The following is a 26,670-nucleotide window of genomic DNA, read 5'->3' as shown; positions in this document are numbered from 1 at the left end:
AGCTCTCAGCTCTCAGCTCTCAGCTCTCAGCTCTCAGCTCTCAGCTCTCAGCTCTCAGCTCTCAGCTCTCAGCTCTCAGCTCTCGAAGTCTAGGATGCGAAGTGGCAAAATTCATGCGGACTGCGTGCGAAATGACACTTTTGCCTTCGATCCAAGTGAGAGCGTGCAAAATTTGGGGAGACCGTTTCGTCAGGCGCCCTGGATTGCGACGAGGATGTCGCGGTCGATTCTGTCTGGCTGATGCCGGCGGGGGGAACAATTATTGAAGCATCTGCTGTGACGCGAGCCGATCGCCAGTGCGGAGATGCGCTCGGGTGAGAGTTCTCCGTTCAAAACCGCCACCCTGACCTGGACCATGCAGTGCGCCCCCTCGTCCGTCCAGCGCATCTGTCGCTTCTTAGCCATGCGTTGGCTGATGACCTGATTCACAGCGGACTCCGCCGCTGATCGGCAAGCCCTTTCGATGCCGGCCGCCGTAGTTGACCAACGTGGACGCGTTGCTCCGAAGGTACCCGCAGACTCTATCTAGGTTCCACCACAGCGTACTGAGTTCATACCCCGTCCTCGTCAGGAGCTGCGCGTCCAATGCCTTGATGCGCTCCAACGCTTTGCGGCCCTTGCCATGCCATGCGAGCCACTTGGCGTGCATGATTTCGGTCTCTATCGACTCTCGTTCCAGTGAATCGATGACCTTACTGCCGAACACGGAACGCTGCGCCGCCTTGAACTTCATAGCGATGTGGAACCAATCGAGAATCCTGCCGCGTGCGACACCGTGCGCACCACCGTCGATCGGCGGTCCTTGTGGCTCAAGGCCGCCCCGCAACACCGACAACGAGTCTGGCCCGAGAGCCATCCCGCGACCTGTTTCGAAACCAACTCGGTCTGAACCTTGGCCAACAGCGACCGGCCCTCCGCGAGGGTCAGGCCCAGATCCGCAAGACTACCGTCACAGCGCTCAATCACTGCCAAAACGCCGTCGACGCCCTGGCCATTATCGCTGCCCTCGTCCGCCAACCTGGCTTCGATGATCAACCGCATGGTTTGCTCCGACCGTTGCGATACCGATCAGCCTAGTCCACACACAACCGGCGCGGTCCCTAAGCGGCACTTTCTTGGTGGCCTCCCCAACCTTTGCACGCTCTCCTTCACGGCAGGCGAAACCCACCTATCGAGCGTGCCCAGTTTCAAGCACCACATCGGGTACCGACCACCACCCTTGCGAGGCAATTTAGCAGGGCTCCAGAAACTGTTGCACTGGGTCACCGTCGATCGACGAAGGCGCAAGACCTGACACCTTAATAATGCGCTGCCAGCGCTCTAGTTCAGTCTCTACCCGTCTTGCGAGCAGCTCAGGACCGCCTGGCTCGGGGGTTGCGCCATACCTCTCGAAGCCCGCTTTGACCTCTGGATCCCGTAGGACTGCAGACAAGGCGCCATTGAGCTGTTCCACCATCGTGGCAGCGGTTCCCGCCGGGGCGAACAGACCATACCACTGAGTCAATTCCATGCCCCTAACGCCCAACTCCGCAAGCGTCGGTGCTTCTGGCAGCACTGGCAGACGTTTGGGTCCGGCGACTGCCAGGGCTCGCAACTGACCGGCACCCACTGGCCGATACGCTGTCAGCAGGCTGGCGAACATAACCTGTGTCTGTCCGTCAATGGTCGACGCGATGGCAGGCGCTGCGCCCTCGAAGGTGGTACTGCGCACCGAAGTACCAGTGGCCAGTTGGAAAAGCCCTGCGGCAAAGTGGGGCGGTGTACCGTCCCCTGCGGACGCGTAGCGAAACCTTCCAGGCTCGCGCTTCATGTGGGCGACCAAGATCGTTGCCGCCCCCCGCACGGGTGGGTACGATAATCCGCAGCGAATGCCGAGACGATGCCTGCTTTGCTCGGCTGCCTTCCGGCCGCGAGAAGACATAATCGGGCAGATGGAGCTGGCCTTCTATGATTTTGCGTGCCGATCGAACGAGGGCCGCTCTTGTTACAGTAGCCGCAGCGCCCTCCCCCTCCAATTCCACCTTCACTTCGATCCGTCCCGCTGGGTGCAAGACGACAAGTGCGTGGCGGCCGGGCAATCGGGTCAATTGGCTAGACTAAGCGGCCAGCCTTCAATGCGTGCTGGAACGTGTTTATTGCAGCGAGATGCCGCTGGCAATCACCTTGAGCTCCGCGCTCTCTTTGGCCATGCTCTTGGTGAAGGCGGCAGTATTCTCATAGGTGTCGGTGGTGAAGAACTGCTTTTCCATCACCTGGCGCAGCTCCGGATCGCGCATGGATTTCTCCGCGACCTCGCGCAGCACCTGGACCACCGGCTCCGGCGTGTCCTTGGGCACGGCCAGACCGCGCCAAGTGCCCAGCACCAGGTCCATGTTCTTCTCACGCATGGTGGGCGTGTTCTCCAGTCCCTTGATCCGCTTTTCCGACATCACGCCCAGCGCCTTGAGCTTGCCCGAATTGACATAGGGAATCACTTCCGGTGCGCTCGCGATCACGGCATCGATATGCCTGCCTAGCAGCGCCAGCAGTGCCGGCGAGCCGCCCTGGTAGGGGATGTAGTTGAACTTGGCCTTGCCCTTTTCGGCCAATGCGGCCGAGGCCATGTGCCACATGGAACCCTGGCCTGCGTTGCCTATCTGTACGTTGGAATCAGGCTTGCGCGCCTGTGCCAGGAAGTCCTCGATGCTCGCATACGGCGCATCGCTGCGCACCACGATCACGGCGGGGTCCGCATTCAGCTTGGCAATCGGGCGCAGCGCATGCTGGTCGAACTTGGCCAGGCCCAGGTAATGCAGAAAAGTCACTTCCACCGTGGTCAGTGCCAGCTTGTAGCCGTCCGGCTTGGCGCGGATGACCTCCTGCCAGCCGATCACGCCGGCCGCGCCGGGCTTGTTGACGACGACGATGCCCTGGGGCATCACCTTGGCCGCGGCCTTGGAGAAGGCCCGAGCCATCACGTCGGCACCGCCGCCGGCCTGGTAGGGCACGACCAGCTCTATCGAGTGCTGCGGATAGGCGCCGGGCTGGGCCAAGGCTGGAGCGGCGGCCAGCGACAGCAGGCCTATGCCGGCAAGCAGCTGCTTGCGGCGAGCCGCCGACATGGTTTGGGCAAGGGAATGGTTCATGAGTGTCTCCGGTTAGGTGTTGTAAGAGTGTGTTCACGATCTCCTCGCGCCGCGTAGAGATCGTGAACACGCTCTTAAATTCGTTCTCAAGAGAAAAGCAGAATGGATGCGTCCACATTCCTGATGTCCGTTTTTCCGCAAAACGCCATCGTCAGGTCTAGCTCCTTACGGATGATTTCCAGCGTCCGGGCCACGCCCTGCTCGCCCATGGCGCCCAGGCCGTAGAGCATGGCCCGCCCGATGTAGACGCCCTTGGCGCCCAGGGCAATGGCCTTGAGCACGTCCTGGCCCGAGCGCACGCCGCCGTCCATATGGACCTCGATGTGTTGGCCAACCGCCTCGGCGATGGCCGGCAGTGCGCGGATGGAGGACGGCGCGCCATCGAGCTGCCGCCCGCCGTGGTTGGAGACGATCACGGCATCGGCGCCGCTGGCCACGGCCAGACGCGCATCCTCCACGTCCTGTATGCCCTTGAGGATCAGCTTGCCCTTCCACAGGCGGCGGATCCAGGCAATGTCGTCCCAGCTCAGCGCGGGGTCGTACTGCTGCGAACTCCATTCGGCCAGCGAAGTCATGCTGTCCACCCCATCGACGTGGCCAATGATGTTGCCGAAGCTGTGCCGGCGGGTGCCCAGCATGCCCAGGCACCAGCGCGGCTTGCCGGCCATGTTCAGCAGATTGAGCAGGCTGAGCTTGGGTGGCGCGGAAAGCCCGTTCTTCAGGTCCTTGTGGCGCTGGCCGCTGATCTGCAGGTCCAGCGTCACCACCAATGCCGAACAGCCTGCGGCCTCGGCCCGCTCCATCAGCCGCTGCACGAACTTACGGTCGCGCATCACATACAGCTGGAACCAGAAGGGATGGCCGTCCGTACCCTCGGCCACATCCTCGATGGAGCAGATGCTGACCGTGGACAGCGTGAACGGCACGCCAAAGGCCTTGGCCGCGCGGGCGGCTAGGATCTCACCGTCCGCATGCTGCATGCCGGTAAGGCCCGTGGGCGCGATGGCCACCGGCATCGCCACGTCATGCCCCACCATGGTCGAACGCACCGAGCGTTGTGACAGATCGAGCGCCACGCGCTGGCGCAGCAGGATGCTCTGGAAGTCCGCGGAATTGGCCCGGTAAGTGCTCTCGGTCCAGGAGCCCACGTCCACATAGTCGTAGAACATGCGCGGCACGCGCTTTTGCGCCAGCACGCGCAGGTCTTCTACGCAGGTGATGGTCTGCTTCATGCGCCCTCTCCCTCGTTGCCGCCCTGGCGATCCTGATTTCTGGCCTGCCCCATTTCGTACAGGCGGATGATGGAGGCCGAATCGGCGATCGCGGCGCCGCCCTCCACATAGCGTGCGAAGAGCCGCGCAGCCTCCTGCACCATGGGCAGATCGCAATCGGCATCGCGCGCAAAGGCCTGCACCGCGTCCATGTCCTTGGACAGCTGGCGCGCATAGCCAATGGGTGGATCAAAGCGGCGCTCATGGATGCGCGGATAGACCTTCTGCAGCAGCACGCTGTCCGCAAACCCGCCTTTCAGGCAAGCCGGCAACCGCGCCGCGTCGATGCCGGAAGCCTCGGCCAGCAAGGCGGCCTCGCTCATGAGCACAAAGCCCACGCCGACGATGGCCTGGTTGATGATCTTTGCCGTCTGGCCGGCACCTGCCGGGCCCATCAGCGACACCTGGCTGCCCAACGCTTCCAGCACCGGGCGCGCCCGCTCGAAATCCTCCGCACTGCCGCCCGCCATGATGGTGAGCTGGCCGTCGCGTGCCGCTTGCGGCCCGCCAGACACCGGTGCATCCATCCAGTTCATACCCGCATGCTGGCGCGCATACGCTGCCAGGTCCCGCGTGGTGCGGGGCGAGATGGTCGAAAAATCGATGATCAGCTTGCCCGCTCCCCCTTCAGCCTGCGCAATGCCCTGCGGCCCCCGGGTGCAGAAGTCGACCGCCGCATCATCGAGCACGCACATCAGCACCACATCGCACTGCCGGGCCACCTGAGCCGGCGATGCCAGCGCCGTAGCGCCCGCAGCCGCCACCGCGGCCAGCCGCTCGGGCTCGCGGTTCGAGACAAAGACCGGATAGCCGAGATCGCGCAGGCGCAGCGTCATGGCCTCGCCCATCAGGCCTATGCCGACAAAACCAATATTAGGAAAACTCATGTCAGATCAGCTTTCTCGCGGCCAGATTGCGCATCAGCGCGCCGATACCGAAGGTCCAGGCCGGCAACTGGTCGCTGAGCCCGACGGGGTTGAACAGCCCGCCCAGCCTGGCGCTGTAGATGCAGACTTGGTCGTTCATATGGTGGGTAAAACCGGCCCCCGGCGCGCCGCGATCCTCAGTCGGGGCAAACATGGTTCCGCAGAGCAGGAAGATGCCGTCGGGGTACTGGTGGTGCCGGCCCATCGCATGCCGGACCAGGCCCTCGGGCGAGCGGCTGATGTATTGCATAGAACTGCTGCCGTTCAGCACAAAACCGTCCGTGCCGGAGACTGTCAGCTGCACCTCGGCGCAGGCTATGTCCTCAAGCGTGAAATGCTGGTCCAGCAGGCGCACAAAGGGACCGATGGCGCAGGAGGCATTGTTGTCCTTGGCCTTGCCGAGCAGCAATGCGCTGCGCCCCTCGAAGTCGCGCAGGTTCACGTCGTTGCCCAGGGTCGCGCCCACGATTTTGCCGCGCGAGTTCACGGCCAGCACGATCTCCGGCTCCGGGTTGTTCCAGTGCGATGCCGGATGCAGGCCGACCGCCGTGCAATGCCCTACCGACGACAGCGGCGCCGCCTTGGTGAACACCTCGGCATCGGGCCCTATGCCTACCTCGAGGTACTGCGACCACAGCCCCTGGGCGGACAGCACCTCCTTGAGCTTGCGCGCCTCATCAGAGCCCGGCTTGATGGCCGACAGGTCTTCTCCCACGATGGCCGTCATCGAGGCCCGTATGGCATGCGCCTTCTCGGGCTCGCCCCTGGCCTGCTCCTCGATCACCCGCTCCAGCATGCTGGCCGCGAAGGTCACGCCAGCCGCCTTCACGACCTGCAGATCGCAGGGCGCCAGCAGATGCGGATGCCGCGGATCGCCGCCGTGGCACAGGCTGCTGGCCAGCCAGTCCTCCACCGGCCCCAGGTCCTCGCCTCCTGCATTCAGGACCAGCTGCAGCCGGTCGTCGCGCTCCAGCAGGTCGGACATCGTCGCCACCTGCCTGCTCAGATCGACGAGCCGCCCGCCGCGCACCGCCACGACACACGGGCCTTCCAGGCGGCCCTCTGCGCCTTGCGGGCGCCACACCCGGCCCACCAGGGCCGCTGCGGCCCGGTCCTCGGGAAGAGAGCAATCGATTACAAATTTTTCCGTATTCATCTTCAGACCGTCACCTTTGCATCACGAATCACCTGCGTCCATTTCTTCTTTTCGCTGGCAATGAAAGCGTTGAATTGGGCGGCGGATCCGCCGCCTTCCTCGGCACCGAACGACACCAGCTTTTCTGCTACCGCAGGGACCAGCAGTGCCTCGTTCACATCCTTGTTCATGGCTTGCACCAGGGCATCCGGCAAGCCGCGCGGGCCGGCAAGGCCATACCAGACCTTGGCGTCAAAACCCGGGAACCCGCTCTCCGCCACCGTGGGAACGTCCGGCTGTGCCTTGGCGTGTGCCAGCCCCGTCTGGGCGATCGCCACCACCTTGCCGCTCTTCACATGGGGAGCGGCCGAAGTCATGGTTTCAAAGCTGTAGTCGATCTGGCCGCCCATCAGGTCCGAAATCATGGGCGCGGAGCCGCGATACGGGGTGTGCAGCGCCTTCACTCCGGCGCGCAGTTGGAACATCTCCAGCGCCAGATGCTGGATGGAGCCAGGCCCCGACGACCCGAAGCTCACCGTGCCCGGGTTTTCCTTGCAGCGCTGAATGATCTCGGCAATCGTCTGCGCGAGCTGCTCCTTTCGGCAGATGAGCAGGCAGGGCGTAGTGCCCACAAGCACAATGGGTGTGAAATCGCGTTCCGCGACATAGCCGATCTTTGGATAGAGGCTGGGGGCAATGGTGTGATTGCTGAAATTGGTCATCAGCAGGGTAGCGCCGTCCGGCGGCTGCTTCGCAACGTACTCCGCAGCGATCACGCCCGCAGCGCCCGCCTTGTTTTCGACGATAACGGTACGGTTCCAGCGCAGGCTCAGCTGCTGCGAAAGCACACGGCTCATGACGTCGGTTCCGCCGCCCGGCGGAAATCCCACAATGATCCGGATCGGGGTCTTGGGCAGCAGCGCTTCGGTCTCGCTTGCCAGCGAAATCCCGTGCAGGGCGGCCAGCCCTGTGGCGGCCAGAAATTGACGTCGTTGCATGTGCTGCCTCCTTGATTTCCTTGTCCAGGGCCTGCTTTTCCGGGCCAGTCCGTAGGGGTTGGCAGGCTTGTTTGGCAGAAAGTTTAGAAGTCGCGATCACGCGCAACAACGTGGATTAACTCAAGCGATCGACGAGATTTTCTCATGCACTGCAGGCTGAATTTTTCTTGTGCAGACGCCCAGTTTTTCTCGGTTGAGAGCCAGCAGCGCCTTTCCTACACTTTTTTCCATGCGTGACCCCATCGCCCCATTCGACAAAGGCATTTGAACCATGGAAGACGCCATCCTCCTCTCCCGCGACGAACAGCAGATCGTCACCCTCACGCTGAACAACCCACACAAGATGAACGCCATGAACCTGGAGATGTGGCAGCGCCTGGGCGACCTGATGCAGGAACTGGAGGCCGATGACTCGGTCCGCTGCATCGTGGTGCGGGGCTCGGGGGAGCGGGCCTTCTCGGCGGGTGCCGACATCGAGGAGTTTCCCCGCACCCGGCTGAACAAGGCCCAGGCCATGGCCTATGGGAAGGTGACGAACCGGGCCATGAAAGCGGTATCCGAGAGCCGGCATCCAACGCTGGCCGTCATCCAGGGTGCCTGTGTCGGCGGCGGGCTGGAACTGGCCGCGGTCTGCGACATGCGCATCTGCGGCGAGTCCAGCCGTTTCGGCGCCCCGATCAACCGCCTGGGCCTGGTGATGTCCTACGGCGAGCTGGGCGCCCTCGTCGCGCTCGCCGGCCGCGCCGTGGCGCTGGAGATCGTTCTCGAAGGCCGCGTGTTCGACGCGGCGGAAGCCATGCAGAAAGGACTGATCAACCGTGTGGTGCCCGATGCAGCCGTGCGGGAAGAGGGCTATGCCGCGGCCCGCCGCATCGCTGCCGGCGCACCGCTGGTGGCGCGCTGGCACAAGGGCTTCGTCCACCGGCTGGCCCAGCCCGGATCGCTGACCGACGCCGAGCAGGAAGTCGCCTACGAGTGCTTCGAGACCGAGGATTTCCAAATCGGCTTCCAGGCCTTTCTGGCCAAGCAGCGCCCCAGCTTCGTCGGCCGCTGAACCCGTCTTCCCCATCTCTTCCTTCCGACTGCAATGACTCTTCCACTTTCCCGCATCCGCGTCCTTGACGTCAGCCAGATCATGGCCGGCCCCTATTGCTGCATGCTGCTGGGCGACATGGGCGCCGACGTGATCAAGGTCGAAACGCCCGGCGTGGGCGACCAGACCCGCCGCGCCATGGGCTTCAAGCTCAAGGGCGAGGACAGCGGTGGCTTCATCGCGCTGAACCGCAACAAGCGCAGCGTCGAGATTGACCTGAAGAACCCGCAGGGACTCGAGGCCTTCTACGAGCTGGTGCGCAGCGCCGACGTGCTCGTGGAGAACAACCGCCCCGGCGTGGCCGCGCGGCTGAAGATCGACTACCCCACGCTGCAGGCCATCAACCCGCGCCTGGTCTATGCCAGCATCTCGGGCTTTGGCCAGACCGGGCCCTGGGCCATGCGCCCCGGCCTGGACCTGATCGCCCAGGCCAGCTGTGGCCCCATGAGCGTGATGGGCGAACCCGGCGGTGCGCCCATGAAGTCCAGCGTGCCCTTTGCCGACCTGGGCGCCGCCCTGTTTGCCGCCTATGCCATCCTGAGTGCCGTGATCGGCCGCGAGCAGACGGGCCAGGGCCAGTACATCGATGCCTCGCTGTTCGAGACCGCGCTGGGGCTGTCGATCTGGGAAAGCGCCGAATTCTGGGGCACCGGCCGCGTGCCGACGCCGCTGGGCAGCGCCAACCGCATGAGCGCGCCCTACCAGGCCGTCAAGGCCGCGGACCGCCACTTCGTCATCGGCGCCGCCAACCCCAAGCTGTGGGCGGCCCTGTGCAAGGTGATCGAGCGCCAGGACCTGCTCGCCGACCCGCGCTTCACCGACAACGTGGAACGGATCAAGAACCGGGCCGTGCTCATCCCGCTGCTGGAGGCCGAGTTTGCGCGCTGGCCCGCATCCGAATGGGTGGATCTGCTGCTCGCCGCGGGCGTGCCAGCAGCGCCGATCCACAACTACGAAGAAGCCCTGGCCTGCGAGCAGTCCGTGGCCCGCGACATGGTGATGGAGATGGACCACCCCGTCGAAGGCAAGGTCAAGGTGCTGGGCTTTCCGGTCAAGCTGCGGGGCACACCGCAGCAGATCCGCCGCGCGGCGCCCCTGCTCGGCGCGCACACGCGAGAGGTCTTTGCCGAACTCGGCTTGTCGTCCGAGCGCATTGAACAATTGCACAATGCGGGCGCGTTCGGCGCTCAGGGCAAGGTCGCCGTGGCCGCATAAGCGGTACATTCCTGCAGCCCTTCTGCGCGCCCTCATCGACCATGACTTCTGCAAACGCCGGGATTCCGGCCTTCATCGACGCCCACCACCACTTCTGGGACCTCGGCCGCAACCCTTACCCCTGGCTGCAGGGCGAAACCGTCCATGACTTCCGGTACGGCAGCTACGAGGCGCTGCAGCGCAACTACCTGTCCGACGACTTCGCGGCCGACACCCGGGGCTGCGCGCCGGTGGCCACGGTCCATATCGAAGCGGAGTGGGATCGCGGCACGCCGGTGGACGAAACCCAATGGCTGGCCACGCTGGCGCAGCGCTACCAGCGGCCCTCGGTGGTGGTGGCGCACGCGGATCTGGGCGCCGCTGATGCCAGGCAGGTGCTGGCGGCGCAGGCCGCCTTTGACATGGTCCGCGGCATCCGCCACAAGCCCGTGGTGGCGGCGCGGATCGGCGACTTCTGCCGCGGCGAACCGGGCTCTATGGACGACATGCGCTGGCGCGACGGATATGCGCTGCTGCAGCAGTTCGGCCTGTCCTTCGACCTCCAGGCGCCGTGGTGGCACCTGGAGCAGGCCCTGGAGCTGGCGCGCGATTTTCCGGCCACCACGCTGGTACTCAACCACACCGGCCTGCCCTCGGACCGCAGCACGCAAGGACTGGCCGGCTGGAGGAGGGCATTGGAAACCCTTGCCCAGGCCCCCAATGCCGCCTTGAAGATTTCGGGACTGGGCCAGCGCAACATCCCCTGGTCCGCAGAGGCCAACCTCCCGGTGATCCGCGACGCCATTGCCATCTTCGGCGCAGACCGCTGCATGTTCGCCAGCAACTTCCCGGTCGACAGCCTGGTCACCAGCTACCCGGCCATCGTCGCGGCTTTTGCCGAGGCCATTGCGCCTCTGGCGCCCGCCCAGCAGCAGGCGCTGTGGGCCGGCAATGCGGCGCGCATCTACCGGATCGGGCAGGTCGCTGGCGGCAGGTAAGGCCCCGAAACCTATCACGGTCCCCGGGCCAGCTCCTCGCGCATCCAGCCGACAAAGGCCGCGATGCGCGGATCGCCCAGCCGATCCTGCGGAAACACCAGGTAGTACGCGAACTCGACAGGCAGGCCGTATTCCGGGAACAGGCGCATCAGCCTGCCCGAAGCCAGGTCCTGCTGCACCCAGCTTTTCTTCACCAGCGCCACGCCCTGCCCGTCGATCGCGGCATCGATCACCAGGTGGCTGGGCCAGAAGGACGGCCCGCGGGTGGTGTCCAGGTCATGCACCCCCATGTGCGTCAGCCAGGTGGCCCAGTTCGGGTTGCTGACGTCGTCATAGGTGCTGTCGTCATGCAGCAGCACATGGTGCCTCAGGTCTGCAAACCCCTCGATGGGGTGCGGCCCCTGCTGCAGCACCGGGCTGCACACGGCAAAGACCTCGACGGGCAGCACCATCTCGGAATGCAGGCCGGCATAGACGCCGCGGCCGTAGCGGATCTCCATGTCCACGTCGTCGCGGGAGAAGTCCGCCATGTGCTTGGAGGTGGAAACCTTCAGGTCCAGGTCCGGATGGGCCTGGTCGAAGCCGCGCAGGCGCGGTATCAGCCACTTGACGGCGAATGTCGGCGGCAGATTGATCTTGAGCAGCGAAGCGCTCTTCTCGCGGTGCAGCTGGTAGGTCGCGACCTCCAGCTGGCGGAAGGCTTCCTGCACCCCAGGCAGATACGCCTTGCCCGCCGGCGTGAGCGTGAGCGTCTTGGAGTCGCGGATGAACAGCGCGATGCCCAGGTTCTCCTCCAGCGACTTGACCTGGTGGCTCACCGCCGAAGGCGTCACGAACAGCTCTTCGGCCGCCTTGGTAAAGCTCATCTGCCGCGCCGATACTTCGAAGGCGCGGAGCGGGTTCAGGGGGGGGATTTTTCTGGGCATACGAAATGCGCCGTCGGCGCGGGATTGCAAAAGTCGCCATGGACAACCAAGTGCGACTTTAACCGGCTCCGGTGCCCGGCCGGCCACAGCAGCCATGGCCGCTGCGCGGTCGGGCATGCCCCGGCGTCAGGCCTGCGCCATCACCCCGTTGGTCAGCCGCCAGGTGCCCAGCGGATTGGCGCTTTGCAGCGCCGCGGGCAGCAGCGCATCGGGGATGTCCTGGTAGCACACCGGCCGCAGGAAGCGGTCTATCGCACTGGCGCCCACCGAGGTGTACATGGCGTTGGAAGTGGCCGGGAACGGGCCGCCGTGCACCATCGCATGGCAGACCTCGACACCGGTCGGAAAGCCATTGGCCAGGATGCGGCCGCATTTGCGCTCCAGCACCGGCAGCAGTTGGCGCGCGGCCTCGTGGTCGCCCTCGTCCAGCAGCAGGGTCGCGGTAAGCTGGCCCTCGAGCAGATCGGCCACCTGCCGCATCTCGTCAATATCACGTGCCTTCACAACCACCGACGCGGGACCGAACATCTCGGCCTGCAGCGCCGGGTTGCGCAGCAGGTTTTGGGCGTCCGTCACATAGAGTGCAGCCTGGGCGGCGTTGGGCTGGCCGGCGGCATCCGCGCCGCAGGCCACGCGCTCGACCCCTTCCACGGCCTCCACCTGGGCCCTGCCTTCCCGGTAGGCCGCGTAAATGCCCGGCGTCAGCATGGTCTGCGCGGCCTTGACGCCCAGCGCCTTGCCGGCCGCAGCCACGAAGCGCTGCAGGTCGGGGCCGTCGACGGCCAGCACCAGGCCAGGGTTGGTGCAGAACTGCCCGGCGCCCATGGTCAGCGAATCGGCAAAGCCCTGGGCCAGTGCCTCGGCCCGTACGGCCAGCGCCTCGGGCAGCAGGAACACCGGGTTGATGCTGCTCATCTCGGCATAGACGGGAATCGGCTCGTGGCGGTTGTTGGCAATGCGCAGCAGGGCCAAGCCGCCCTGGCGCGAGCCGGTGAAGCCCACGGCCTTGATACCGGGATGGGCGACCAGCGCCTCGCCGATCTCGCGGCCGGCGCCGATCAGCAGCGAGAACACGCCTTCGGGCATGCCCTGGCTCTGCGCCGCCTTCTGCACGGCCCGGCCGACGAGCTCCGAGGTGCCCAGGTGGGCGCTGTGCGCCTTCACGACCACGGGTGCACCCGCGGCAAGCGCCGAGGCGGTGTCGCCGCCGGCCACCGAGAAGGCCAACGGGAAGTTGCTGGCGCCGAACACGGCCACCGGCCCAAGTGGGACCTTGGCCAGCCGCAGATCGGCGCGCGGCAGCGGCTGGCGCTCGGGCTGGGCCGTGTCTATGGTGGCACGCAGGAAATGCCCGTCGCGCACGACCTGGGCGAACAGCCGCAGCTGCCCCACGGTACGCCCACGCTCGCCGGTCAGGCGTGCCAGCGGCAGGCCGCTTTCGGCATGGGCGCGCTCGATAAGCGCATCGCCCAGCGCCATGATTTCGTCGGCAATGGCTTCGAGGAACGCGGCGCGGCGCTCCAGCGGCAGGCTGTGATAGCTGTCGAAAGCGCGGGTGGCTAGGCCCACGGCCCGATCCACGTCGTCGCGGGTGCCGAAGCCGAACTGGGGCTCGGCAATCTCAGCATTGGTTGCGGGGTTGAAGGCGCGCTGGCTTCCGGCCTGGCCGCGCACGGCGGCATGTCCGAACAGCATTGCTCCGGTGGGTTGCATGGGAAAAAGTCCGTTGTCGGTATGAAGGGCTGGAAACAGGGAAGGAGGCGGGGCAAAGGGCTTACCTCGCGCCCCTGACCTTGGCGATCTCGGCCTGCAGTTCGCTCACGACGGTGTCGCCGATCTGTGCAGAGTGCTTGGCGATGATGGGCTTGGTCCGCTCTGCCATGCGGGCGCGCTCGGCATCCGAGAAGTCATTCACCTGCAAGCCGCGCTTCTTCAGCTCCGCCAGCGCCTTGTTGTCGTTCTCGCGGTTCAGGCGGCGCTCGAACAGCTTGGCCTCCTCGGCCGCGGCGCTGATCAGCTTCTTCTCGTCCGCGCTCATCTTGTCCCAGGTCTTCTTGCTGATCAGCAGGATGAAGGGGTTGTATACGTGGCGCGTCAGGCTGATGTATTTCTGGACATCATCGAACTTCGATGCCTCGATCAGCGCATTGGGGTTCTCCTGGGCATCCACGGCGCGGGTCTCCAGCGCCGAGTAGATCTCGGAAAACGCCAGCGGCACTGCATTGGCATTGAAGTTGTTGAAGACATCCAGCAGCACCGAGCTTTGCATGGTGCGGATCTTCAGGCCGCCCAGGTCCTCCCACTTGACGATCGGGCGCTTGCTGTTGGTCACGTTCCGGTAGCCGTTTTCCCAGTAGCCGAGCGACACCAGGCCTTTCTCGGGCAGCTTGGCCTCCAGCTTCTTGCCGAACGAGCCATCGAGCACCGCATCGGCCTCTTCCGGCTTGTTGAAGAGGAATGGGAAGTCGTAGACACCAAAATCCTTGACGATCCCGCCCAGGGTGGTGGTGGCGCCCAGGAAGAAATCCAGCGTGCCGCCCTGCAGTGCCGATTGCGCCTGCAGGTCGTTGCCCAGCTGCGCATTGGGATAGACGCGCACCTTGATCTTTCCACCGCTGCTCTTGTTGACGATTTCGCCGAATTTCTTGAGGCCGATCACCACGGGGTGGTCCGGGGGAACGCTGGCTGCCGCCTTGAGGGTGCGGTCCGAAACCTGGGCCTGGGCGTTGGACGCCAGCACGGCCGTGAACAGGGTGCAGGCGGCGAGGATCTTCGCCGTGACGGAAAACGAATACTGCATGACTATCTCCTTGAATACCAAAACGATTGCGGGCAGCCGAAGGCATCAGCCGTAGAACCAGCGGGCGGGCCCCGTCACCAATACCGGAAAGAAAACCATCAGGAACATCACGATGAGCTGCGCGCTCATGAATGGCAGGACACCACGGGTCACCTGGTCCATCTTCATCTTCCCGACGCCTGCCACCACGTTCAGAACCGTGCCCACCGGCGGCGTGATCAGGCCGATGGAGTTATTGATGATGAAAAGCACGCCGAAATAGATGGGATCGATGCCTGCCGCCTTCACCACCGGCATCAGTACCGGGGTCAGGATCAGGATCGTTGGCGTCATGTCCATGGCAGTGCCCACCACCATGACCAGCACCATGATGGCGATCAGCAGCAAGGTCTTGTTGCCCATGAACGGCTCCAGCAGCGCGATCACCTGGTCGGGGATTTCGGCCACCGTGATCAGCCACGCGCTCACCATGGCGGCGGCAACCAGGAGCATGATGACGGCCGTGGTCTTGGCCGAACTCAGGAACGCCGCGCACAGCTGGCGCCAGCTCATCTCCTTGTAGACCAGCATGGACACCGCCAGCGCATACACCGCTGCCACCACCGCGGCTTCGGTCGGCGTGAACACACCCATCTTCAGGCCGACGATCACGATCAACGGCAGAAAGAGCGCCCAGGTCGACTCCCGGAGCGCCGCCAGGCGCTCTTCCCAACTGGCCTTAGGCGGCGTGGTGATGGCTTCCTTCTTGGCCACAAACCACCAGGCGATGGCAATGCTCAGGCCCATCAGCAGCCCGGGAACAATGCCCGCCATGAACAGCTTGCTGATGGAGAGGTTCGCCGCCACCCCGAAGATCACGAAGCCGATGGACGGGGGAATCACCGGCGCGATGATGCCCGCCGAGGCGACCAGTCCGCCGGCACGCGCCGGGTCGTGGCCGGCGCGCTTCATCATCGGCAGCAACAGCGCGGCCAGCGCTGCCGTATCCGCCACCGCCGAGCCGGAAAGCGCGGCCAGCATGCAGGCGGCGACGATGGCCACGAAGCCCAGGCCGCCGCGCTTGTGGCCGACCAGGGTCAAGGCGAGATGCACGATGCGACGCGACAGACCGCCCACATTCATGATTTCGCCGGCCAGCATGAAGAATGGAACCGCCAGCAGGGGGAAGCTGTCCGCCCCGTTGATGACGTTCTGGGCAAGGATCTGTGCATCGAACAGATCCAGGTGCCACATCAGTGCGACACCCGAAGCCAAAAGCGCATAGGCGATCGGCAGCCCTATGGCCATGGCAGCCAGCAGCGAGCCAAGAAAGATAAATACAGTCATTGCGGGACCTCTTGAATCGATGGCAATGGATGGTTATGGGGGCGCCTTAACGCGCCTGCTTGGCCTCATCGAGCCTGGCTTCGTACTGGGTCAGCTCTTCGCTTTCCTGGCTCAGCGAGAAGGCACTCCGGTCACCCTTCAGCGACTGCCACAGCTGCACCGCCAGTATCCCCATGCTGGCCAAGCCGAATACAAAGCCGGATCCATAGAAAATCGCCATCGATGCGCCCGAGACCGGCGCCTGGACATCCAGGTTGATCTGCATCTGCGCCCAGCTGCCGGACAGAAGCAGCCAGCTGATATACAGCATGAGCAGCCGGGCCAGCACGGCGCAGATACGCTGCCCCACCAAAGGAAGCCGCGAGGTCAGCACATCGGTTCCGAGGTGTGCGTTTTCGCGCAGCGCAATGATGGCGCCCAGGAAGGTCATCCACAAAAATAGCCAGCGCGATATTTCCTCGCTGATGGTGATGCCGGAATTGAAGGCATATCGCAACACGACATTTCCGAAAACCAGCACCACCATGACGGCCAGGCAAACACCGATCACGATTCCCAGCAAGCGATTCAATCCATCCGTCAGAACTCGCATGACCTGTCTCCTTTTTTATGATGGCCTGGTATTTCCCAGGTTTTTTCACGCTTCACCAGGCCAATGCCAGGGCATTGCATTGGCCGGATGGCGTCCATTTCCATTACTTGATCGGAGAGAAATCCGCCGGGCGCATCAGAACCGATTCCTGCCTGAGCAGCATCGGGAATGCAACGGGGATGAACTCCTCCAGCCAGGCCTTGTCGCGGTACAGGGCGGTGCGACGCTCGGTGCGGTCATCCAGGCTTTCATAGGCCCAGATGTGGATGATCTGGTTCAGCTCGCCGATCTCCGAATACCACCAGCCCACCAGCTTGGCGTATTTGGAGATAACTGGCAGGCCGACCTCCTCAAAATGCTTCAGATATTCTTTGACCGTGCCGACTTTCAAGGTATAGGTGCGCATTTCGTAGTACATGGGATTCTCCTTGTCGAGGCGACATAAACTAAATTCAGAAGGTGCCGTGGTAGGCGTTTTCGATGATCTGCTTCACATCGTGCGCCCGGGTGATGCGGGGATTCACCAACACATTGCCGCTGCGCATGGAGTCATCGATCATTTTCGGCAGTGCATCCAGATTCACGCCGAGATCCTTGGTATTGCTGGGAATACCGAGGCTGGCATTGAGATCGATGACGGCCTTGACCAGCGTGCGGGCGGCTTCAGTGGCCGTCAGGCCCGAGACGTCCTGGCCCATGGCGATCGCGATATCGCGGAATTTCTCGGGGCAGGCATCGATATTGAAGTGAATGACGTACGGCAGCAGCGCCGCATTCGCAATGCCGTGGGGGATATTGAAAACCCCGCCGAAGGTGTGCGAGATCGCATGCACATTGCCCAGCTTGGATTGGGCAAAAGCCATTCCGGCCAGCAGGGAGCCCACCAGCATGTTCTCGCGAGCCTCGATATCGGAGCCCACGATATAGGCCTTGTAGAGGCTTTGCGCGATCAGCTTGATGGCATGCAGCGCCATGCTCTGGCTGATAGGATTGGCCTGCTTGGAGACATAGGACTCAATGGCGTGCGTCAGCGCATCCATGCCGGTGGCCGCCGTGATTTCCGGGGGCAGCTTCACGGTGAGATCAGCATCCAGGATGGCCAGCTTGGGCAGCAGCAGCGAGCTGACGATCACCGTCTTGAAGCGGGTCTGCGTATTGGTGAATACGGTCGAGGCGGTGCATTCGCTGCCCGTGCCCGCCGTCGTCGGAATGGCGAACAGCGGCAGCGGCGTCGCCCCGATCTTTTCGTAGCCTTCGTAATCCAGGATGCCGCCCGGATTGGTGGCCATGGCCGCCACGCCCTTGGCGGTGTCGATGGAGCTTCCCCCGCCCAGCCCCAGGACCGCATCGCATCCGGTCTGCTTGATGAAGTCGACGGCGGCATCCAAGACGTCCGTCGTGGGGTTGGGCTCCACATCGCTGAATATCTCGTAGCCGATTTCCGCAGCCTTCAGCGATTGCACCACCACGTCGACCACGGGGGTGGCTTTCAGGCCGGGATCGGTGACGATCAGCAGCTTCTGGATCCCATACGGCTTCAGCAACTTGCCGGTTTCCTTGGCCAGGCCGCTTCCGCATTGGATGCGCGTCGGAATATAGAAATTAAAGGTGCTCATTTGCCATTCCCTGTTGCTGTGCATTCGAGATGGCGAAGTCTAAGGAGGCAGCCGGTTTCGGTACACTGACAGCTTTCCATAGCGATATAACTTTCCCTCATGGCAACCGCAGTACCCAGCCTGAATTCCATGATGTCGCGCCTACATGCCAAGCAGCTGCGGCTGCTCATCGCCATCGAGGAAAGCGGCTCCCTGCTTGGCGCTGCGGACAAGGTTGGGCTCACCCAGCCCGGTGCGAGCAAGGCCTTGCGCGAGCTGGAGCAGACCTTGCACGTGGAGCTGCTCGAGCGGACAAATCGAGGGTTATTACCTACCGGGGCGGGCCAGTGCGCTGCGCTTTGCGCGCCTGATCCAGGCCGACATCAATAGTCGGACCTGAAAAATTCAGTCTGAGAGCTCAGCGTGGCTGAAGGGTGGATGAACCCCATCAATTGACTGCTGCGTGCGGACCAGGTCGATTGACTGATTGACTGCATCCCTGGCGGATCGAGCCATGCCCGTGAGCAGAGTCAAGACGAAAAAAACCCGTGGACGCCCAGGCGGGCAATGGCCCGGAGCAACCAACGGAGATTGAAGCCTGCGGCTCCTGAGATGCCGCGAAGAAGCAGTTCAACCCGCGCACCTTCCGCAACGTGGAGATGGCCAGCATCGTCGGCAGCCTCGCGTGGAAAGAAGGCAAGCCGTCGATCCATGCGCAGGGCGTGGCCGGCGACAGCGCCTGTCGATGGAGGTCGGCACCGGATTGCTGGAAGTGACGGTGACGGCCTACCCGCAGCAACTGGAATGCGGCATCGACCCGAAGATCGGCGCAAACGTGCTGGGGCTACGCGATAGCCACTGACCGGCACTTCGCGCACGCGGACCCAGAACTCAATCACGGCGCTGCCCGGACCGGCAATTCGAGCCGGGCGTTCAGTAAAAGTCTCGATCGCAGGATTGGCTGAACCGCCCCGGCTTTCGTGGAGGCCCCTTGGCTTGAGTCAGGCCGACATGGCCTGCTGCTCAAGTTGGCAATAGTAGTTGGCCTCCTACTCGGCCGGGGGCACGTATCCCAGAGGTGCCATCAACCGATGATTGTTGAACCAGGACACAGCGTTGCCAGCTCCACAGACTCCTTGGGCTTCCAAGGTGCGCGGCGATGGATCAACTCCCCTTGTATAGCCCGTTGATCGTCTCGGCCAGGGCGTTGTCGTAGGAGTCGCCCTTGCTGCCCACCGAGGGCTCGATGCCGCCTCAGCCAAATGTTCAGTGTAGCGAATGCTGACATACTGCGAGCCGCGGTCCGAATCCTCACGCCCAGGCTGCCTGGAGTACAGGGCCTGCAATCGACGCCTACGCTGCCCACAGCGCTACACCTTGTGCTCAGAATCGGCGATTGATCAGAGCGTCCGTGGGCAAAGGATCGGCTGCGCCCCCCGTTTGCCAATCAGTTCATCGATCAGCAGTTTCGAACCGGGCGAGATCGGCGCCCCTTTGCGAGTGACCAGCTCATAAGGTTCGCTGCGCGACGCAAGGGTGAGCGGAAGGATGCATGTCATCTTGTGATGGGCGAAGAACTGTGCCACGTCGATCGACACGAGTGCAACGAACGACGGATTGCCCTGCAATAGCGTCAGCGTAGCAAAGGCGGACGTGGTTTCGAGCAGGTGCGGCGGAAACCGGATTTCGGAGTCGCGGAACTCGCGCTCGAGCAGAAGCCGCATCGGCATGTTCGCGCGGTACACCACCCATCGATACTCCGCCAGGTCCTGGAGCGTCAGCGTCTTCGCGTGCCTGAGTGGATGACGGACGTTCGCAATGACGGCGAGCGTCTCATCCTGGAGCTTTACGCTGTCGTAGAGCTGCGGCAGCTGACTGATCGTCGTACGGCAGATCGCAAGGTCGAGCCTGCCTGCATCGATCTGGCTCAGCAGGGTTGCGCTCGTGTCCTCGACGATCTCGACGGACATTTCCGTATGCCGCTCGACCAGCGTGGAAATGGCGTCGGTGAGCAGCGGCACCGCGCCCATGATGACCCCCACCGTCACCCGCCCGCCATGCCCGCGCAGGATCCCGACGATCTCCTCGCGCAGATGGGCGACATCCGTGTGAATCAGGCGCGCATAGCGAATCACGCAATGGCCGACTTCGTTGGGTTCCAGTCCCCGATTGGTGCGATTGAACAGCGGCGTGCCAAACGTCGTTTCGATTTCCTGCAATGCCTTGCTTGCGCCTGGCTGCGTCAGCGCGACCTGTTGGGCGGCTTTCAAGAGCGAGCCGTGATCGCCGAGGGCAATCAGGAGCCGCAACTGCTTCAGATGGAGCCGGGAGATGATCGAATTGAGCGAGGGCGTCATTTGGGTTGCGAATAAGTTATACCAGTATCAGATCTTCTCAATTGCTGCGCGGACGAAGGCCTCCCTATACTCGCACGAAACAAGGGAATTTTCCGGCGCACATGGGTTGCGCGGCTTCGTGTGCCGATGCATCGGCACTGCGGTATTTGCACGCACTATATAACTAAAGCTCATTGCCATGTCTCTCATCAACTACATCACCCAGATCCAGTTCGATTTCGGCGCCATTCACCTGCTCAAGGAAGAATGTGAGCGAGTCGGTATGCGTCGTCCGCTGGTCGTGACGGATAAGGGCGTCAGGGCGGCGGGCATCATCGACATCGTTCTCGGGGCGCTTGCGAACGCCGAGCCCGTTCCGATCTATGACGGCACACCGCCGAATCCGAATGAGGCCGCCGTGCGCGAGGCCGTGGCGGCATACAAGGAGAGCGATTGCGACGGCATCGTCGCCGTGGGCGGCGGCTCGGCCATCGATCTCGCGAAAGGCGTTGCTGTCTGCGCGACGCACGAAGGTCCGCTGCAGAGCTTTGCCGTGATTGAAGGCGGCGCGGCTCGCATCACGTCAAGGACGGCACCCGTCGTCGCGGTGCCGACGACAGCCGGCACCGGCAGCGAAGTGGGCCGGGGCGCGGTCCTGATTCTGGACGATGGCCGCAAAGTCGGCGTGATCTCGCCGTTTGTCGTGCCCAAGGTGGCGATCTGCGATCCGACGCTGACGCTGGGCCTGCCGCCGATAATGACGGCGGCGACCGGCATGGACGCCATCGCGCACTGCATCGAGACCTTCCTGTCGCCCGCATTCAATCCACCGGCGGATGGTATCGCGCTCGACGGGTTGTGGCGCGCATGGCGTCACATCGAGCGCGTGATGCATCAGCCCGACGACCGTGCGGGCCGCCTGAACATGATGAGCGCGTCGATGCAGGGCGCGCTGGCGTTCCAGAAGGGGCTTGGGTGCGTGCACAGCCTGAGCCATTCGCTCGGCGGGATGAATCCGCGCCTGCATCATGGCACGCTGAATGCGATTTTTCTGCCAGCGGTGATCGACTTCAACAAGGATGCCCCGTCAGTGCGCGACGAGGACAAGCTCAACCGCATGGCGAAGGCGATGGACCTCGGTAGCGGTGCCGGCGTGGCGCCGTCAGTACGGGCAATGACCGAGCGGCTCGGCTTGCCGACGGGACTCGCTCAATTGGGCGTCACGCGGGAAATGTTCCCGGACATCATCAGGGGGGCCCTCAAGGACCATAGCCACAAGACCAATCCGCGCGTGGCTTCCGAAAGCGATTACAGCGCAATGCTCGAGGCATCCATGTAAGACGCCGCGCGCGATACAGATACAGGAAGGGCCGCGACGGCTAATTAACTTTTCCGGCCCGGCGGCGGCTTGCCGCCGGGCCGGCCATCGTTGGAATCGAGGAGCAAGGCAGATGGATCTGAATATCAAGGGCCGCTGGGCGCTGGTCTGCGCGGCAAGCAAGGGACTTGGCAAGGGATGCGCGCAAGCGCTCGTTGCCGAGGGCGTGAACGTCGTCATCACGGCGCGCGGCAGCGAGGCCCTCGGAGCGACCGCTCAGGCGTTGCGGCAGCTCAATCCGGCTGTCACGGTGACGGCCGTGGCCGGCGACATCACGACAAGCGCGGGCCGCGCTGCGGCGCTCGCGGCCGCGCCGCGATTCGACATACTCGTCAATAACGCGGGCGGCCCGCCGCCGGGAGACTTCCGCGACTGGTCGCGCGAAGACTGGATTGCCGCGCTCGACGCCAACATGCTGACGGCGATCGAACTGATCAAGGCGACCGTCGACGGTATGGCCGAACGCGGCTTCGGGCGCGTCGTCAACATCACGTCCGGGGCCGTGAAGGCGCCGATCGACGTGCTGGGGCTGTCGAACGGTGCGCGCTCGGGCCTGACCGGTTTCATCGCTGGAATCGCCCGGCAGAAGCGCATCGCGGAACGCAACGTGACAATCAACAATCTGCTGCCCGGGCTGTTCGACACCGACCGCCTGCGCCAATCGACGGATGCCGCGGCGAAGGCGCAAGGCAAGAGCTACGACGCGGCGCTGGAGGCAAAGCGGCAACTCATTCCGGCCGGGCGTTTCGGATCGCCCGAAGAGTTCGGCGCGTTCTGCGCTCTCCTATGCAGTGCGCACGCCGGCTATTTCACGGGCCAGAACGTCCTGCTTGACGGCGGTGCCTATCCTGGCACCTTCTGATTCGCTCCGTCAGCTGCTGCGACGAACGGGGTGAGGCTTCAACAGGTTGTTGGTTGATGCACCTCCAAAACTGCGTCATTTGCAGCGCAATTCACGTGAACCAAATCTCCGCCAGAAGCCCGCAGAAGTCCTGGGAGTCGAAGTTCGTGATCCTCACCTTCGACCTCGCGATCAGCATCATGTGGGGCGAGCCGCGCCCTCTAGCCAAGTTCACCCCGATCTACAGGAGGTACTACGGCATGACCGACATGAAGAAGCTTGCGGACGCAGCCCGCCCCATTGCGCCGTGATGAAGTCCGTTCCCCTTTCTCTACGAGCCCGGCGCTTCTTGCCGGATGACGGCTATGCCGGCACGCTGGTGGCGCGCGTCTGGCGCCCCGCTGTCCAGGGGCCGTCCGTGGTGACCCTGCGCGAAGAAGGCGTCTTCGACGTCAGTGCCGAATTCCCCACCATGGCCACGAGGATGGAGCAGCCCGAGCCGGCGCACAGCGTGCAACAGGCCCCAGGCCAGCGAATCGGCAGCCTGGAGGATATCCTGGCCAACAGCGACGAGTCGCAGCGCGACGCCGGCAAGCCGTTCTTCCTGGCGCCCTGCGACCTGCAGGTGATTAAGGCGGCGGGCGTCACCTTCGCCACCAGCCTGATCGAGCGGCTGATCGAAGAGCAGGCCGATGGCGCCCCGGCCAAGGCCGAGGAAGTGCGCGCCCGCGTGGTCGCCCAGATCGGCACCGACCTGGCCGCGCTCAAGCCGGGCAGCGAGCAGGCCATGCGGCTGAAAACACTTCTGGAGGAACAGGGCCTGTGGTCCCAGTACCTGGAGGTGGGCATCGGCCCCGATGCCGAGATGTTCTCCAAGGCGCCGGTGCTCTCGTCGGTGGGCACCGGCGCCGACATCGGCATCCGCAGCGACTCCTCTTGGAACAACCCGGAGCCCGAAGTGGTGCTGGCATCGACAGTCGCGGCCGCATCGTGGGCGCCACGCTGGGCAACGACGTCAACCTGCGCGACCTGGAAGGCCGCAGCGCCCTGCTGCTGTCCACGGCCAAGGACAACAACGCCTCCTGCGCCATCGGCCCCTTCATGCGCCTGTTCGACGCCAGCTTTGGCGCCTGGCTGACGTGCGCCAGGAGAGGATCGACCTGCGCGTGGACGGACCCGAGGGCTTTGTGCTGGAAGGCGTGAACTCCATGGCGTTCATCAGCCGCGAGCCGCAGGACATCGTCGACCAGGCAATCGCCGCGCACCAATAGGCGGCGCCCTGGACCTTCGGCCTGCGCGCCCTGATCGCCAATCTGGCACGGTGCGGGCTGCTGGCGACAGGCAAGCTCTGATGGACGCGTCCACCTCCGGCCGGACGCCGTGGAGGGTGGATGCCCGCGCCACAGTGCCGGCCGGCGCGATCCTGTTTGCACCGAATCACATTAAATAAATCAACCAAAGGAGATAAGACAATGATCCATTGCTTCCAACGCCGCCTTCTCGGACTGTTCTGCGCCGCGGCGCTGCCCGTGGCGGCCTTTGCACAGGCCGCCTACCCGACCAAGCCGGTCGAACTGGTCGTGCCCTACTCGGCCGGCGGCGGCACCGACGTGCTGGGCCGCGCCTTCGCACTGGCCGCGAGCAAGCATTTTGCGCAGCCGCTGATCGTAATGAACAAGCCGGGCGCCTCCGGCGCGATCGGCTGGGCCGATGTCCTGACCAGCAAAGAACCCGGTTATAAGATGGCGCTGCTGGCGACCGACCTCATGACCCAGCCGAACATGGGGTTCACGAAGATCACCTACCAGGATTTCACGCCGATCGCGCGCCTGAACTACGACCCGGCGGCAATCACGGTGCGCGCCGATGCGCCCTGGAAGACAGTGGAGGAGTTCATCGCGGCCGCCAAGAAGAGCGACTTCCGCATCGGCAACTCCGGCAACGGCTCAACCTGGCACCTGGCTGCGGCGGCGATCGAGAACAAGACCGGCGTGCGCTTCAACCACATCCCCTTCGCCGGTGCGAGCCCTGCCGCACTGGCGCTGTTGGGCGGCCACATCGAGGCCATCACCGTCAGCGCGGCCGAAGTCTACAACTATGTCGCTGGCGGCAAGCTGCGCGTGCTGGGCGTGATGTCGGACCAGCGCATCAAGGGCTTCGAGAGCGTGCCCACGCTGAAGGAGCGCGGCCTGGACATCCAGATCGGCACCTGGCGCGGCTTGGGGGTGCCCAAGGGCACGCCGCCGGCGATCGTGTCCGCCTTGCGCACGATGACTGCGCAGGCCGTGCAGGAGCCCAGCCTGCGCGAAGCGCTGGACAAGCAGAACATGGGCTATGCGTACGCCGATGGCGACGCGTTCGGCGCGGTAATGGCCCACGACCATGCGTTCTACAAGGAGCTGGTCCAAAAGCTGAAGCTGAAGAGTCTATAAATGGTGTATCCCGCTCCCGCCACGGTGTTGGTCGATGGCGACCGGTGGGCCGCAGCAGGCATGCCCTGCAATTGCTCGCACCCTACCTGGTCCAGAGACGTACCGGCCATTTCGTTGGTAATCAGGTAGCCGACCTGAATGCGGCGGGCGCGACCACTCCAAAGCGGGAAAGGGCCGGGCGGCACCCTGCCCCGGCCCTTTCCCGCTATGCCCTGCCGAACCCCAATGCTTTCTCGCGCAATGCCTGCCGGAACGCAGCGGGAATTTCCGCCCTGGCAAGCGCCAGATTCCCGGCGATGCACTCCGGCCGGCTGGCGCCCGGGATGACCGCGGCCACGCCCGGATGCGCCAGCGAGGACTACAGGGCGGCGTTTCGCAGGTACGGAAATACGCATGTTTTTTTTCCTCTTCGCCCGAGCCATTTCAGGCATCGGTGCCACTCAGCGCCGTCAACGGTCCCTGCATCCGGTAGAAGGTCATGTCGGCGGCAGTGAAGAACGCCATGGACCGGCCGTTGACGAAATCGTCGATATGCACCACGGTCGCACCGTTGGCCTCCTGCCATGAGATGGCATACACACCCTCCGAGACCTGCTGCCACTGGCAGCGCGCCTCGCCAGTGGCCCCGGCGTAGGGGCCGGCGACGATGGCGTAGCGGATCGACTCGCCATCTTCGGAATAGATGTTGTGTGCAGACAGGCCGTCGTAGTCGACGCGGAAGCTGCGGCCGGCGAAGAGCGGCTTTTGGGGAGTGTTCGTGTTCATCGGATGGCCACCGGATTGATGTTGACTTGTGTGGAACCCACGTACAGCGGCTGACCGAGTACGAACAGGAACTCCCACGCCTTGTCGCGCACGAGTGCGCGGCTGTCGATCAGTTCCAGGTTGTAGATGCCGCGCCTGGCGAGCATGTACTGGTTGATCGGAAACTCTTCCTTGCTGTGCGGGTTCGGGTAGACCTCAGACGCCCAGGTGTCGCCGCCGAAGGCCACAATGCCCTGGTTGGCCAGCCACTGCGCGGCTTCCATGCCGATGCCCGGCTCTGCTTCCAGGAACTGCTGGTTGTCCTTGCCGACCAGTTCCAGCCAGCCGGTGTTGAACAGCACCACGTCGCCCTTCCGGAGGGTGAGGCCTTCCCTCTTCAGCACTGCCTGGATGTCGGCGACGGTGAACTCGGTACCGCCCGGGACGATCGCCTTGCCATAGTGCGCGGTCATGTCGAGTACCACGCCGCGCGTGACGATCGGCGGCACCTTCTCGACCCCGAGTTTCTTCACGCCGTCGACGGTGACGAAATCCTCCGCCTTGTTCCCGTTGTAGTAGACATTGTCGATGCCAATGTGGCCGATGCCGTTGAGCTGCGTGCCGACACCCGTCCAGGCATTCACGAGTTCATCGTTGAAGGTGAACTTGTTGGGCCCCAGCGACTTTCCACCCTGCTGGCCCACCTGCACGTTGTAGAGCCGGAAGCTACGGTGGCGGAACGCGGGCAGCTCCTTGTGCACGGGCACGGCCAGCGGATATGTCTTGCCAGACTTCACCAGCGTGACGGCCTGCCTGACCACATCGGGGGTCAGCAGGTTCGCCGCGCCGATTTCGTCGTTCGGACCATAGGCGGACGGATACCAGTCCGCTGCGGAGGCAGCGTGCATGGCAAGCGGCAGCATGGCGGCCAGCGCAAGTTTCGCGAAAGTCGTCTTCATC

At 64.0% G+C, this 26,670-nt stretch carries 27 protein-coding genes and 3 pseudogenes; 10 read left to right on the top strand and 20 right to left on the bottom strand.

The genetic code is table 11. The annotated features are described in order from the left end of the window. Positions 1-189: 189 nt before the first annotated feature. The 9 genes from AC1Q6V_RS24305 to AC1Q6V_RS24265 all read right to left on the bottom strand — a co-directional run bounded on the left by AC1Q6V_RS24305 (position 190) and on the right by AC1Q6V_RS24265 (position 7,740). The gene (locus AC1Q6V_RS24305) at positions 190-429 is read right to left on the bottom strand and encodes a hypothetical protein (protein WP_161940234.1); all 240 of its coding nucleotides are present in this window, start codon (positions 427-429) and stop codon (positions 190-192) included. Positions 430-729: 300 nt separating this feature from the next. Continuing rightward, the gene (locus tag AC1Q6V_RS24300) at positions 730-1,041 is read right to left on the bottom strand and encodes a hypothetical protein (RefSeq protein WP_010811866.1); all 312 of its coding nucleotides are present in this window, start codon (positions 1,039-1,041) and stop codon (positions 730-732) included. 190 nt (positions 1,042-1,231) lie between these two features. After that, entirely contained in the window at positions 1,232-1,810 is a 579-nt protein-coding gene (locus tag AC1Q6V_RS24295; RefSeq protein WP_143010748.1) for a Bug family tripartite tricarboxylate transporter substrate binding protein, read from the bottom strand. A gap of 322 nt (positions 1,811-2,132) precedes the next feature. Continuing rightward, entirely contained in the window at positions 2,133-3,125 is a 993-nt protein-coding gene (locus AC1Q6V_RS24290) for a tripartite tricarboxylate transporter substrate binding protein (RefSeq protein ID WP_010811865.1), read from the bottom strand. Positions 3,126-3,211: 86 nt separating this feature from the next. After that, complete coding sequence (locus AC1Q6V_RS24285) at positions 3,212-4,357, bottom strand: alpha-hydroxy acid oxidase (protein WP_010811864.1); 1,146 nt, start codon at positions 4,355-4,357, stop codon at positions 3,212-3,214. After that, positions 4,354-5,283, bottom strand: a complete 930-nt coding sequence (locus AC1Q6V_RS24280; RefSeq protein ID WP_037024421.1) for an NAD(P)-dependent oxidoreductase — start codon at positions 5,281-5,283, stop codon at positions 4,354-4,356. Before AC1Q6V_RS24280 ends, AC1Q6V_RS24285 begins: the two co-directional genes overlap by 4 nt. A 1-nt stretch (position 5,284) precedes the next feature. Next, positions 5,285-6,478, bottom strand: coding sequence for a fumarylacetoacetate hydrolase family protein (locus tag AC1Q6V_RS24275; RefSeq protein WP_037024419.1), 1,194 nt, complete (start codon positions 6,476-6,478; stop codon positions 5,285-5,287). A 2-nt stretch (positions 6,479-6,480) separates the two neighbouring features. Further along, on the bottom strand, positions 6,481-7,455 hold the full coding sequence (locus tag AC1Q6V_RS24270) for a Bug family tripartite tricarboxylate transporter substrate binding protein (protein ID WP_454749741.1): 975 nt from the start codon (positions 7,453-7,455) through the stop codon (positions 6,481-6,483). A 120-nt stretch (positions 7,456-7,575) separates the two neighbouring features. Continuing rightward, entirely contained in the window at positions 7,576-7,740 is a 165-nt protein-coding gene (locus AC1Q6V_RS24265) for a hypothetical protein (RefSeq protein ID WP_161940233.1), read from the bottom strand. Here AC1Q6V_RS24265 and AC1Q6V_RS24260 point away from each other — a divergent pair. From AC1Q6V_RS24260 to AC1Q6V_RS24250, 3 genes are read left to right on the top strand one after another with little or no spacing between them, the layout of a single operon-like run. Beyond that, a complete protein-coding gene (locus tag AC1Q6V_RS24260) occupies positions 7,727-8,509 on the top strand; it encodes an enoyl-CoA hydratase-related protein (RefSeq protein ID WP_439671728.1) in 783 nt (260 codons plus the stop codon). The genes AC1Q6V_RS24265 and AC1Q6V_RS24260 overlap by 14 nt on opposite strands. A gap of 33 nt (positions 8,510-8,542) precedes the next feature. Then, complete coding sequence (locus tag AC1Q6V_RS24255; protein ID WP_037024417.1) at positions 8,543-9,763, top strand: CaiB/BaiF CoA transferase family protein; 1,221 nt, start codon at positions 8,543-8,545, stop codon at positions 9,761-9,763. A 41-nt stretch (positions 9,764-9,804) separates the two neighbouring features. Continuing rightward, on the top strand, positions 9,805-10,740 hold the full coding sequence (locus AC1Q6V_RS24250; RefSeq protein ID WP_010811858.1) for an amidohydrolase family protein: 936 nt from the start codon (positions 9,805-9,807) through the stop codon (positions 10,738-10,740). Between the two features lie 14 nt (positions 10,741-10,754). On the opposite strand, the gene AC1Q6V_RS24245 is transcribed toward AC1Q6V_RS24250, so the two are convergent. The 7 genes from AC1Q6V_RS24245 to AC1Q6V_RS24215 form a co-directional block, all read right to left on the bottom strand. Next, the gene (locus AC1Q6V_RS24245; protein WP_037024416.1) at positions 10,755-11,666 is read right to left on the bottom strand and encodes a transcriptional regulator GcvA; all 912 of its coding nucleotides are present in this window, start codon (positions 11,664-11,666) and stop codon (positions 10,755-10,757) included. A 126-nt stretch (positions 11,667-11,792) separates the two neighbouring features. Beyond that, positions 11,793-13,379, bottom strand: a complete 1,587-nt coding sequence (locus AC1Q6V_RS24240) for an aldehyde dehydrogenase (NADP(+)) (protein ID WP_010811856.1) — start codon at positions 13,377-13,379, stop codon at positions 11,793-11,795. A 61-nt stretch (positions 13,380-13,440) separates the two neighbouring features. Next, positions 13,441-14,466, bottom strand: coding sequence for a TRAP transporter substrate-binding protein (locus AC1Q6V_RS24235; RefSeq protein ID WP_010811855.1), 1,026 nt, complete (start codon positions 14,464-14,466; stop codon positions 13,441-13,443). A gap of 45 nt (positions 14,467-14,511) precedes the next feature. Beyond that, positions 14,512-15,792: a TRAP transporter large permease subunit gene (locus tag AC1Q6V_RS24230; RefSeq protein ID WP_010811854.1), complete on the bottom strand. Its 1,281-nt coding sequence runs from the start codon at positions 15,790-15,792 to the stop codon at positions 14,512-14,514. 46 nt (positions 15,793-15,838) lie between these two features. After that, the gene (locus AC1Q6V_RS24225; protein ID WP_037024415.1) at positions 15,839-16,384 is read right to left on the bottom strand and encodes a TRAP transporter small permease; all 546 of its coding nucleotides are present in this window, start codon (positions 16,382-16,384) and stop codon (positions 15,839-15,841) included. Between the two features lie 103 nt (positions 16,385-16,487). After that, a complete protein-coding gene (locus AC1Q6V_RS24220) occupies positions 16,488-16,802 on the bottom strand; it encodes an NIPSNAP family protein (RefSeq protein WP_010811852.1) in 315 nt (104 codons plus the stop codon). Between the two features lie 34 nt (positions 16,803-16,836). After that, positions 16,837-18,000 carry an iron-containing alcohol dehydrogenase gene (locus AC1Q6V_RS24215; protein ID WP_010811851.1) on the bottom strand — a complete coding sequence of 388 codons (1,164 nt, stop codon included), beginning with the start codon at positions 17,998-18,000 and terminating at the stop codon, positions 16,837-16,839. 132 nt (positions 18,001-18,132) lie between these two features. Here AC1Q6V_RS24215 and AC1Q6V_RS24210 point away from each other — a divergent pair. Beyond that, positions 18,133-18,367, top strand: a pseudogene (locus tag AC1Q6V_RS24210) (helix-turn-helix domain-containing protein); the annotation flags it as partial. Between the two features lie 297 nt (positions 18,368-18,664). Then, positions 18,665-18,841, top strand: coding sequence for a hypothetical protein (locus AC1Q6V_RS24205; protein ID WP_246840212.1), 177 nt, complete (start codon positions 18,665-18,667; stop codon positions 18,839-18,841). Between the two features lie 187 nt (positions 18,842-19,028). Here the strand turns inward: AC1Q6V_RS24205 and AC1Q6V_RS24200 are convergent. After that, positions 19,029-19,322: pseudogene (locus AC1Q6V_RS24200) on the bottom strand (integrase core domain-containing protein); the annotation flags it as partial. 57 nt (positions 19,323-19,379) lie between these two features. After that, positions 19,380-20,336, bottom strand: coding sequence for a LysR family transcriptional regulator (locus tag AC1Q6V_RS24195; RefSeq protein WP_010811848.1), 957 nt, complete (start codon positions 20,334-20,336; stop codon positions 19,380-19,382). A 178-nt stretch (positions 20,337-20,514) separates the two neighbouring features. Here AC1Q6V_RS24195 and gbd point away from each other — a divergent pair, with 178 nt between their 5' ends. From gbd to AC1Q6V_RS24170, 5 genes and pseudogenes are all read left to right on the top strand, one after another. Next, entirely contained in the window at positions 20,515-21,654 is a 1,140-nt protein-coding gene (gene gbd, locus AC1Q6V_RS24190) for a 4-hydroxybutyrate dehydrogenase (RefSeq protein ID WP_010811847.1), read from the top strand. Positions 21,655-21,766: 112 nt separating this feature from the next. Next, positions 21,767-22,555 carry an SDR family oxidoreductase gene (locus AC1Q6V_RS24185; protein ID WP_010811846.1) on the top strand — a complete coding sequence of 263 codons (789 nt, stop codon included), beginning with the start codon at positions 21,767-21,769 and terminating at the stop codon, positions 22,553-22,555. Between the two features lie 95 nt (positions 22,556-22,650). Beyond that, positions 22,651-22,845, top strand: coding sequence for a hypothetical protein (locus tag AC1Q6V_RS24180; RefSeq protein ID WP_143010746.1), 195 nt, complete (start codon positions 22,651-22,653; stop codon positions 22,843-22,845). After that, positions 22,845-23,802, top strand: a pseudogene (locus AC1Q6V_RS24175) (fumarylacetoacetate hydrolase family protein); the annotation flags it as partial. The gene AC1Q6V_RS24180 and the pseudogene AC1Q6V_RS24175, both read left to right, overlap by 1 nt. 204 nt (positions 23,803-24,006) lie before the next feature. Next, positions 24,007-24,966, top strand: a complete 960-nt coding sequence (locus tag AC1Q6V_RS24170; protein WP_010811844.1) for a tripartite tricarboxylate transporter substrate binding protein — start codon at positions 24,007-24,009, stop codon at positions 24,964-24,966. A 423-nt stretch (positions 24,967-25,389) separates the two neighbouring features. Here AC1Q6V_RS24170 and AC1Q6V_RS24165 read toward each other — a convergent pair whose 3' ends face one another. Together AC1Q6V_RS24165 and AC1Q6V_RS24160 are read right to left on the bottom strand one after the other, a co-directional pair. Continuing rightward, positions 25,390-25,731, bottom strand: a complete 342-nt coding sequence (locus tag AC1Q6V_RS24165; protein WP_010811843.1) for a MoaF-related domain-containing protein — start codon at positions 25,729-25,731, stop codon at positions 25,390-25,392. Then, entirely contained in the window at positions 25,728-26,669 is a 942-nt protein-coding gene (locus AC1Q6V_RS24160; protein ID WP_058698409.1) for a cyclase family protein, read from the bottom strand. Before AC1Q6V_RS24160 ends, AC1Q6V_RS24165 begins: the two co-directional genes overlap by 4 nt. Position 26,670 lies beyond the last annotated feature (1 nt).

Source organism: Cupriavidus sp. GW823-FHT07B10, from assembly GCF_058794355.1.
This window is presented reverse-complemented; position numbering and strand designations above follow the sequence as displayed.

Bases quoted from the DNA above. Each gene is read 5' to 3' on its own strand.
- AC1Q6V_RS24300 (WP_010811866.1), bottom strand. From the start codon at position 1,041: ATGCGGTTGATCATCGAAGCCAGGTTGGCGGACGAGGGCAGCGATAAT.
- AC1Q6V_RS24295 (WP_143010748.1), bottom strand. From the start codon at position 1,810: ATGAAGCGCGAGCCTGGAAGGTTTCGCTACGCGTCCGCAGGGGACGGT.
- AC1Q6V_RS24290 (WP_010811865.1), bottom strand. From the start codon at position 3,125: ATGAACCATTCCCTTGCCCAAACCATGTCGGCGGCTCGCCGCAAGCAG.
- AC1Q6V_RS24285 (WP_010811864.1), bottom strand. From the start codon at position 4,357: ATGAAGCAGACCATCACCTGCGTAGAAGACCTGCGCGTGCTGGCGCAA.
- AC1Q6V_RS24280 (WP_037024421.1), bottom strand. From the start codon at position 5,283: ATGAGTTTTCCTAATATTGGTTTTGTCGGCATAGGCCTGATGGGCGAG.
- AC1Q6V_RS24275 (WP_037024419.1), bottom strand. From the start codon at position 6,478: ATGAATACGGAAAAATTTGTAATCGATTGCTCTCTTCCCGAGGACCGG.
- AC1Q6V_RS24270 (WP_454749741.1), bottom strand. From the start codon at position 7,455: ATGCAACGACGTCAATTTCTGGCCGCCACAGGGCTGGCCGCCCTGCAC.
- AC1Q6V_RS24260 (WP_439671728.1), top strand. From the start codon at position 7,727: ATGGAAGACGCCATCCTCCTCTCCCGCGACGAACAGCAGATCGTCACC.
- AC1Q6V_RS24265 (WP_161940233.1), bottom strand. From the start codon at position 7,740: ATGGCGTCTTCCATGGTTCAAATGCCTTTGTCGAATGGGGCGATGGGG.
- AC1Q6V_RS24255 (WP_037024417.1), top strand. From the start codon at position 8,543: ATGACTCTTCCACTTTCCCGCATCCGCGTCCTTGACGTCAGCCAGATC.
- AC1Q6V_RS24250 (WP_010811858.1), top strand. From the start codon at position 9,805: ATGACTTCTGCAAACGCCGGGATTCCGGCCTTCATCGACGCCCACCAC.
- AC1Q6V_RS24245 (WP_037024416.1), bottom strand. From the start codon at position 11,666: ATGCCCAGAAAAATCCCCCCCCTGAACCCGCTCCGCGCCTTCGAAGTA.
- AC1Q6V_RS24240 (WP_010811856.1), bottom strand. From the start codon at position 13,379: ATGCAACCCACCGGAGCAATGCTGTTCGGACATGCCGCCGTGCGCGGC.
- AC1Q6V_RS24235 (WP_010811855.1), bottom strand. From the start codon at position 14,466: ATGCAGTATTCGTTTTCCGTCACGGCGAAGATCCTCGCCGCCTGCACC.
- AC1Q6V_RS24230 (WP_010811854.1), bottom strand. From the start codon at position 15,792: ATGACTGTATTTATCTTTCTTGGCTCGCTGCTGGCTGCCATGGCCATA.
- AC1Q6V_RS24225 (WP_037024415.1), bottom strand. From the start codon at position 16,384: ATGCGAGTTCTGACGGATGGATTGAATCGCTTGCTGGGAATCGTGATC.
- AC1Q6V_RS24220 (WP_010811852.1), bottom strand. From the start codon at position 16,802: ATGTACTACGAAATGCGCACCTATACCTTGAAAGTCGGCACGGTCAAA.
- AC1Q6V_RS24215 (WP_010811851.1), bottom strand. From the start codon at position 18,000: ATGAGCACCTTTAATTTCTATATTCCGACGCGCATCCAATGCGGAAGC.
- AC1Q6V_RS24195 (WP_010811848.1), bottom strand. From the start codon at position 20,336: ATGACGCCCTCGCTCAATTCGATCATCTCCCGGCTCCATCTGAAGCAG.
- gbd (WP_010811847.1), top strand. From the start codon at position 20,515: ATGTCTCTCATCAACTACATCACCCAGATCCAGTTCGATTTCGGCGCC.
- AC1Q6V_RS24185 (WP_010811846.1), top strand. From the start codon at position 21,767: ATGGATCTGAATATCAAGGGCCGCTGGGCGCTGGTCTGCGCGGCAAGC.
- AC1Q6V_RS24170 (WP_010811844.1), top strand. From the start codon at position 24,007: ATGATCCATTGCTTCCAACGCCGCCTTCTCGGACTGTTCTGCGCCGCG.
- AC1Q6V_RS24165 (WP_010811843.1), bottom strand. From the start codon at position 25,731: ATGAACACGAACACTCCCCAAAAGCCGCTCTTCGCCGGCCGCAGCTTC.
- AC1Q6V_RS24160 (WP_058698409.1), bottom strand. From the start codon at position 26,669: ATGAAGACGACTTTCGCGAAACTTGCGCTGGCCGCCATGCTGCCGCTT.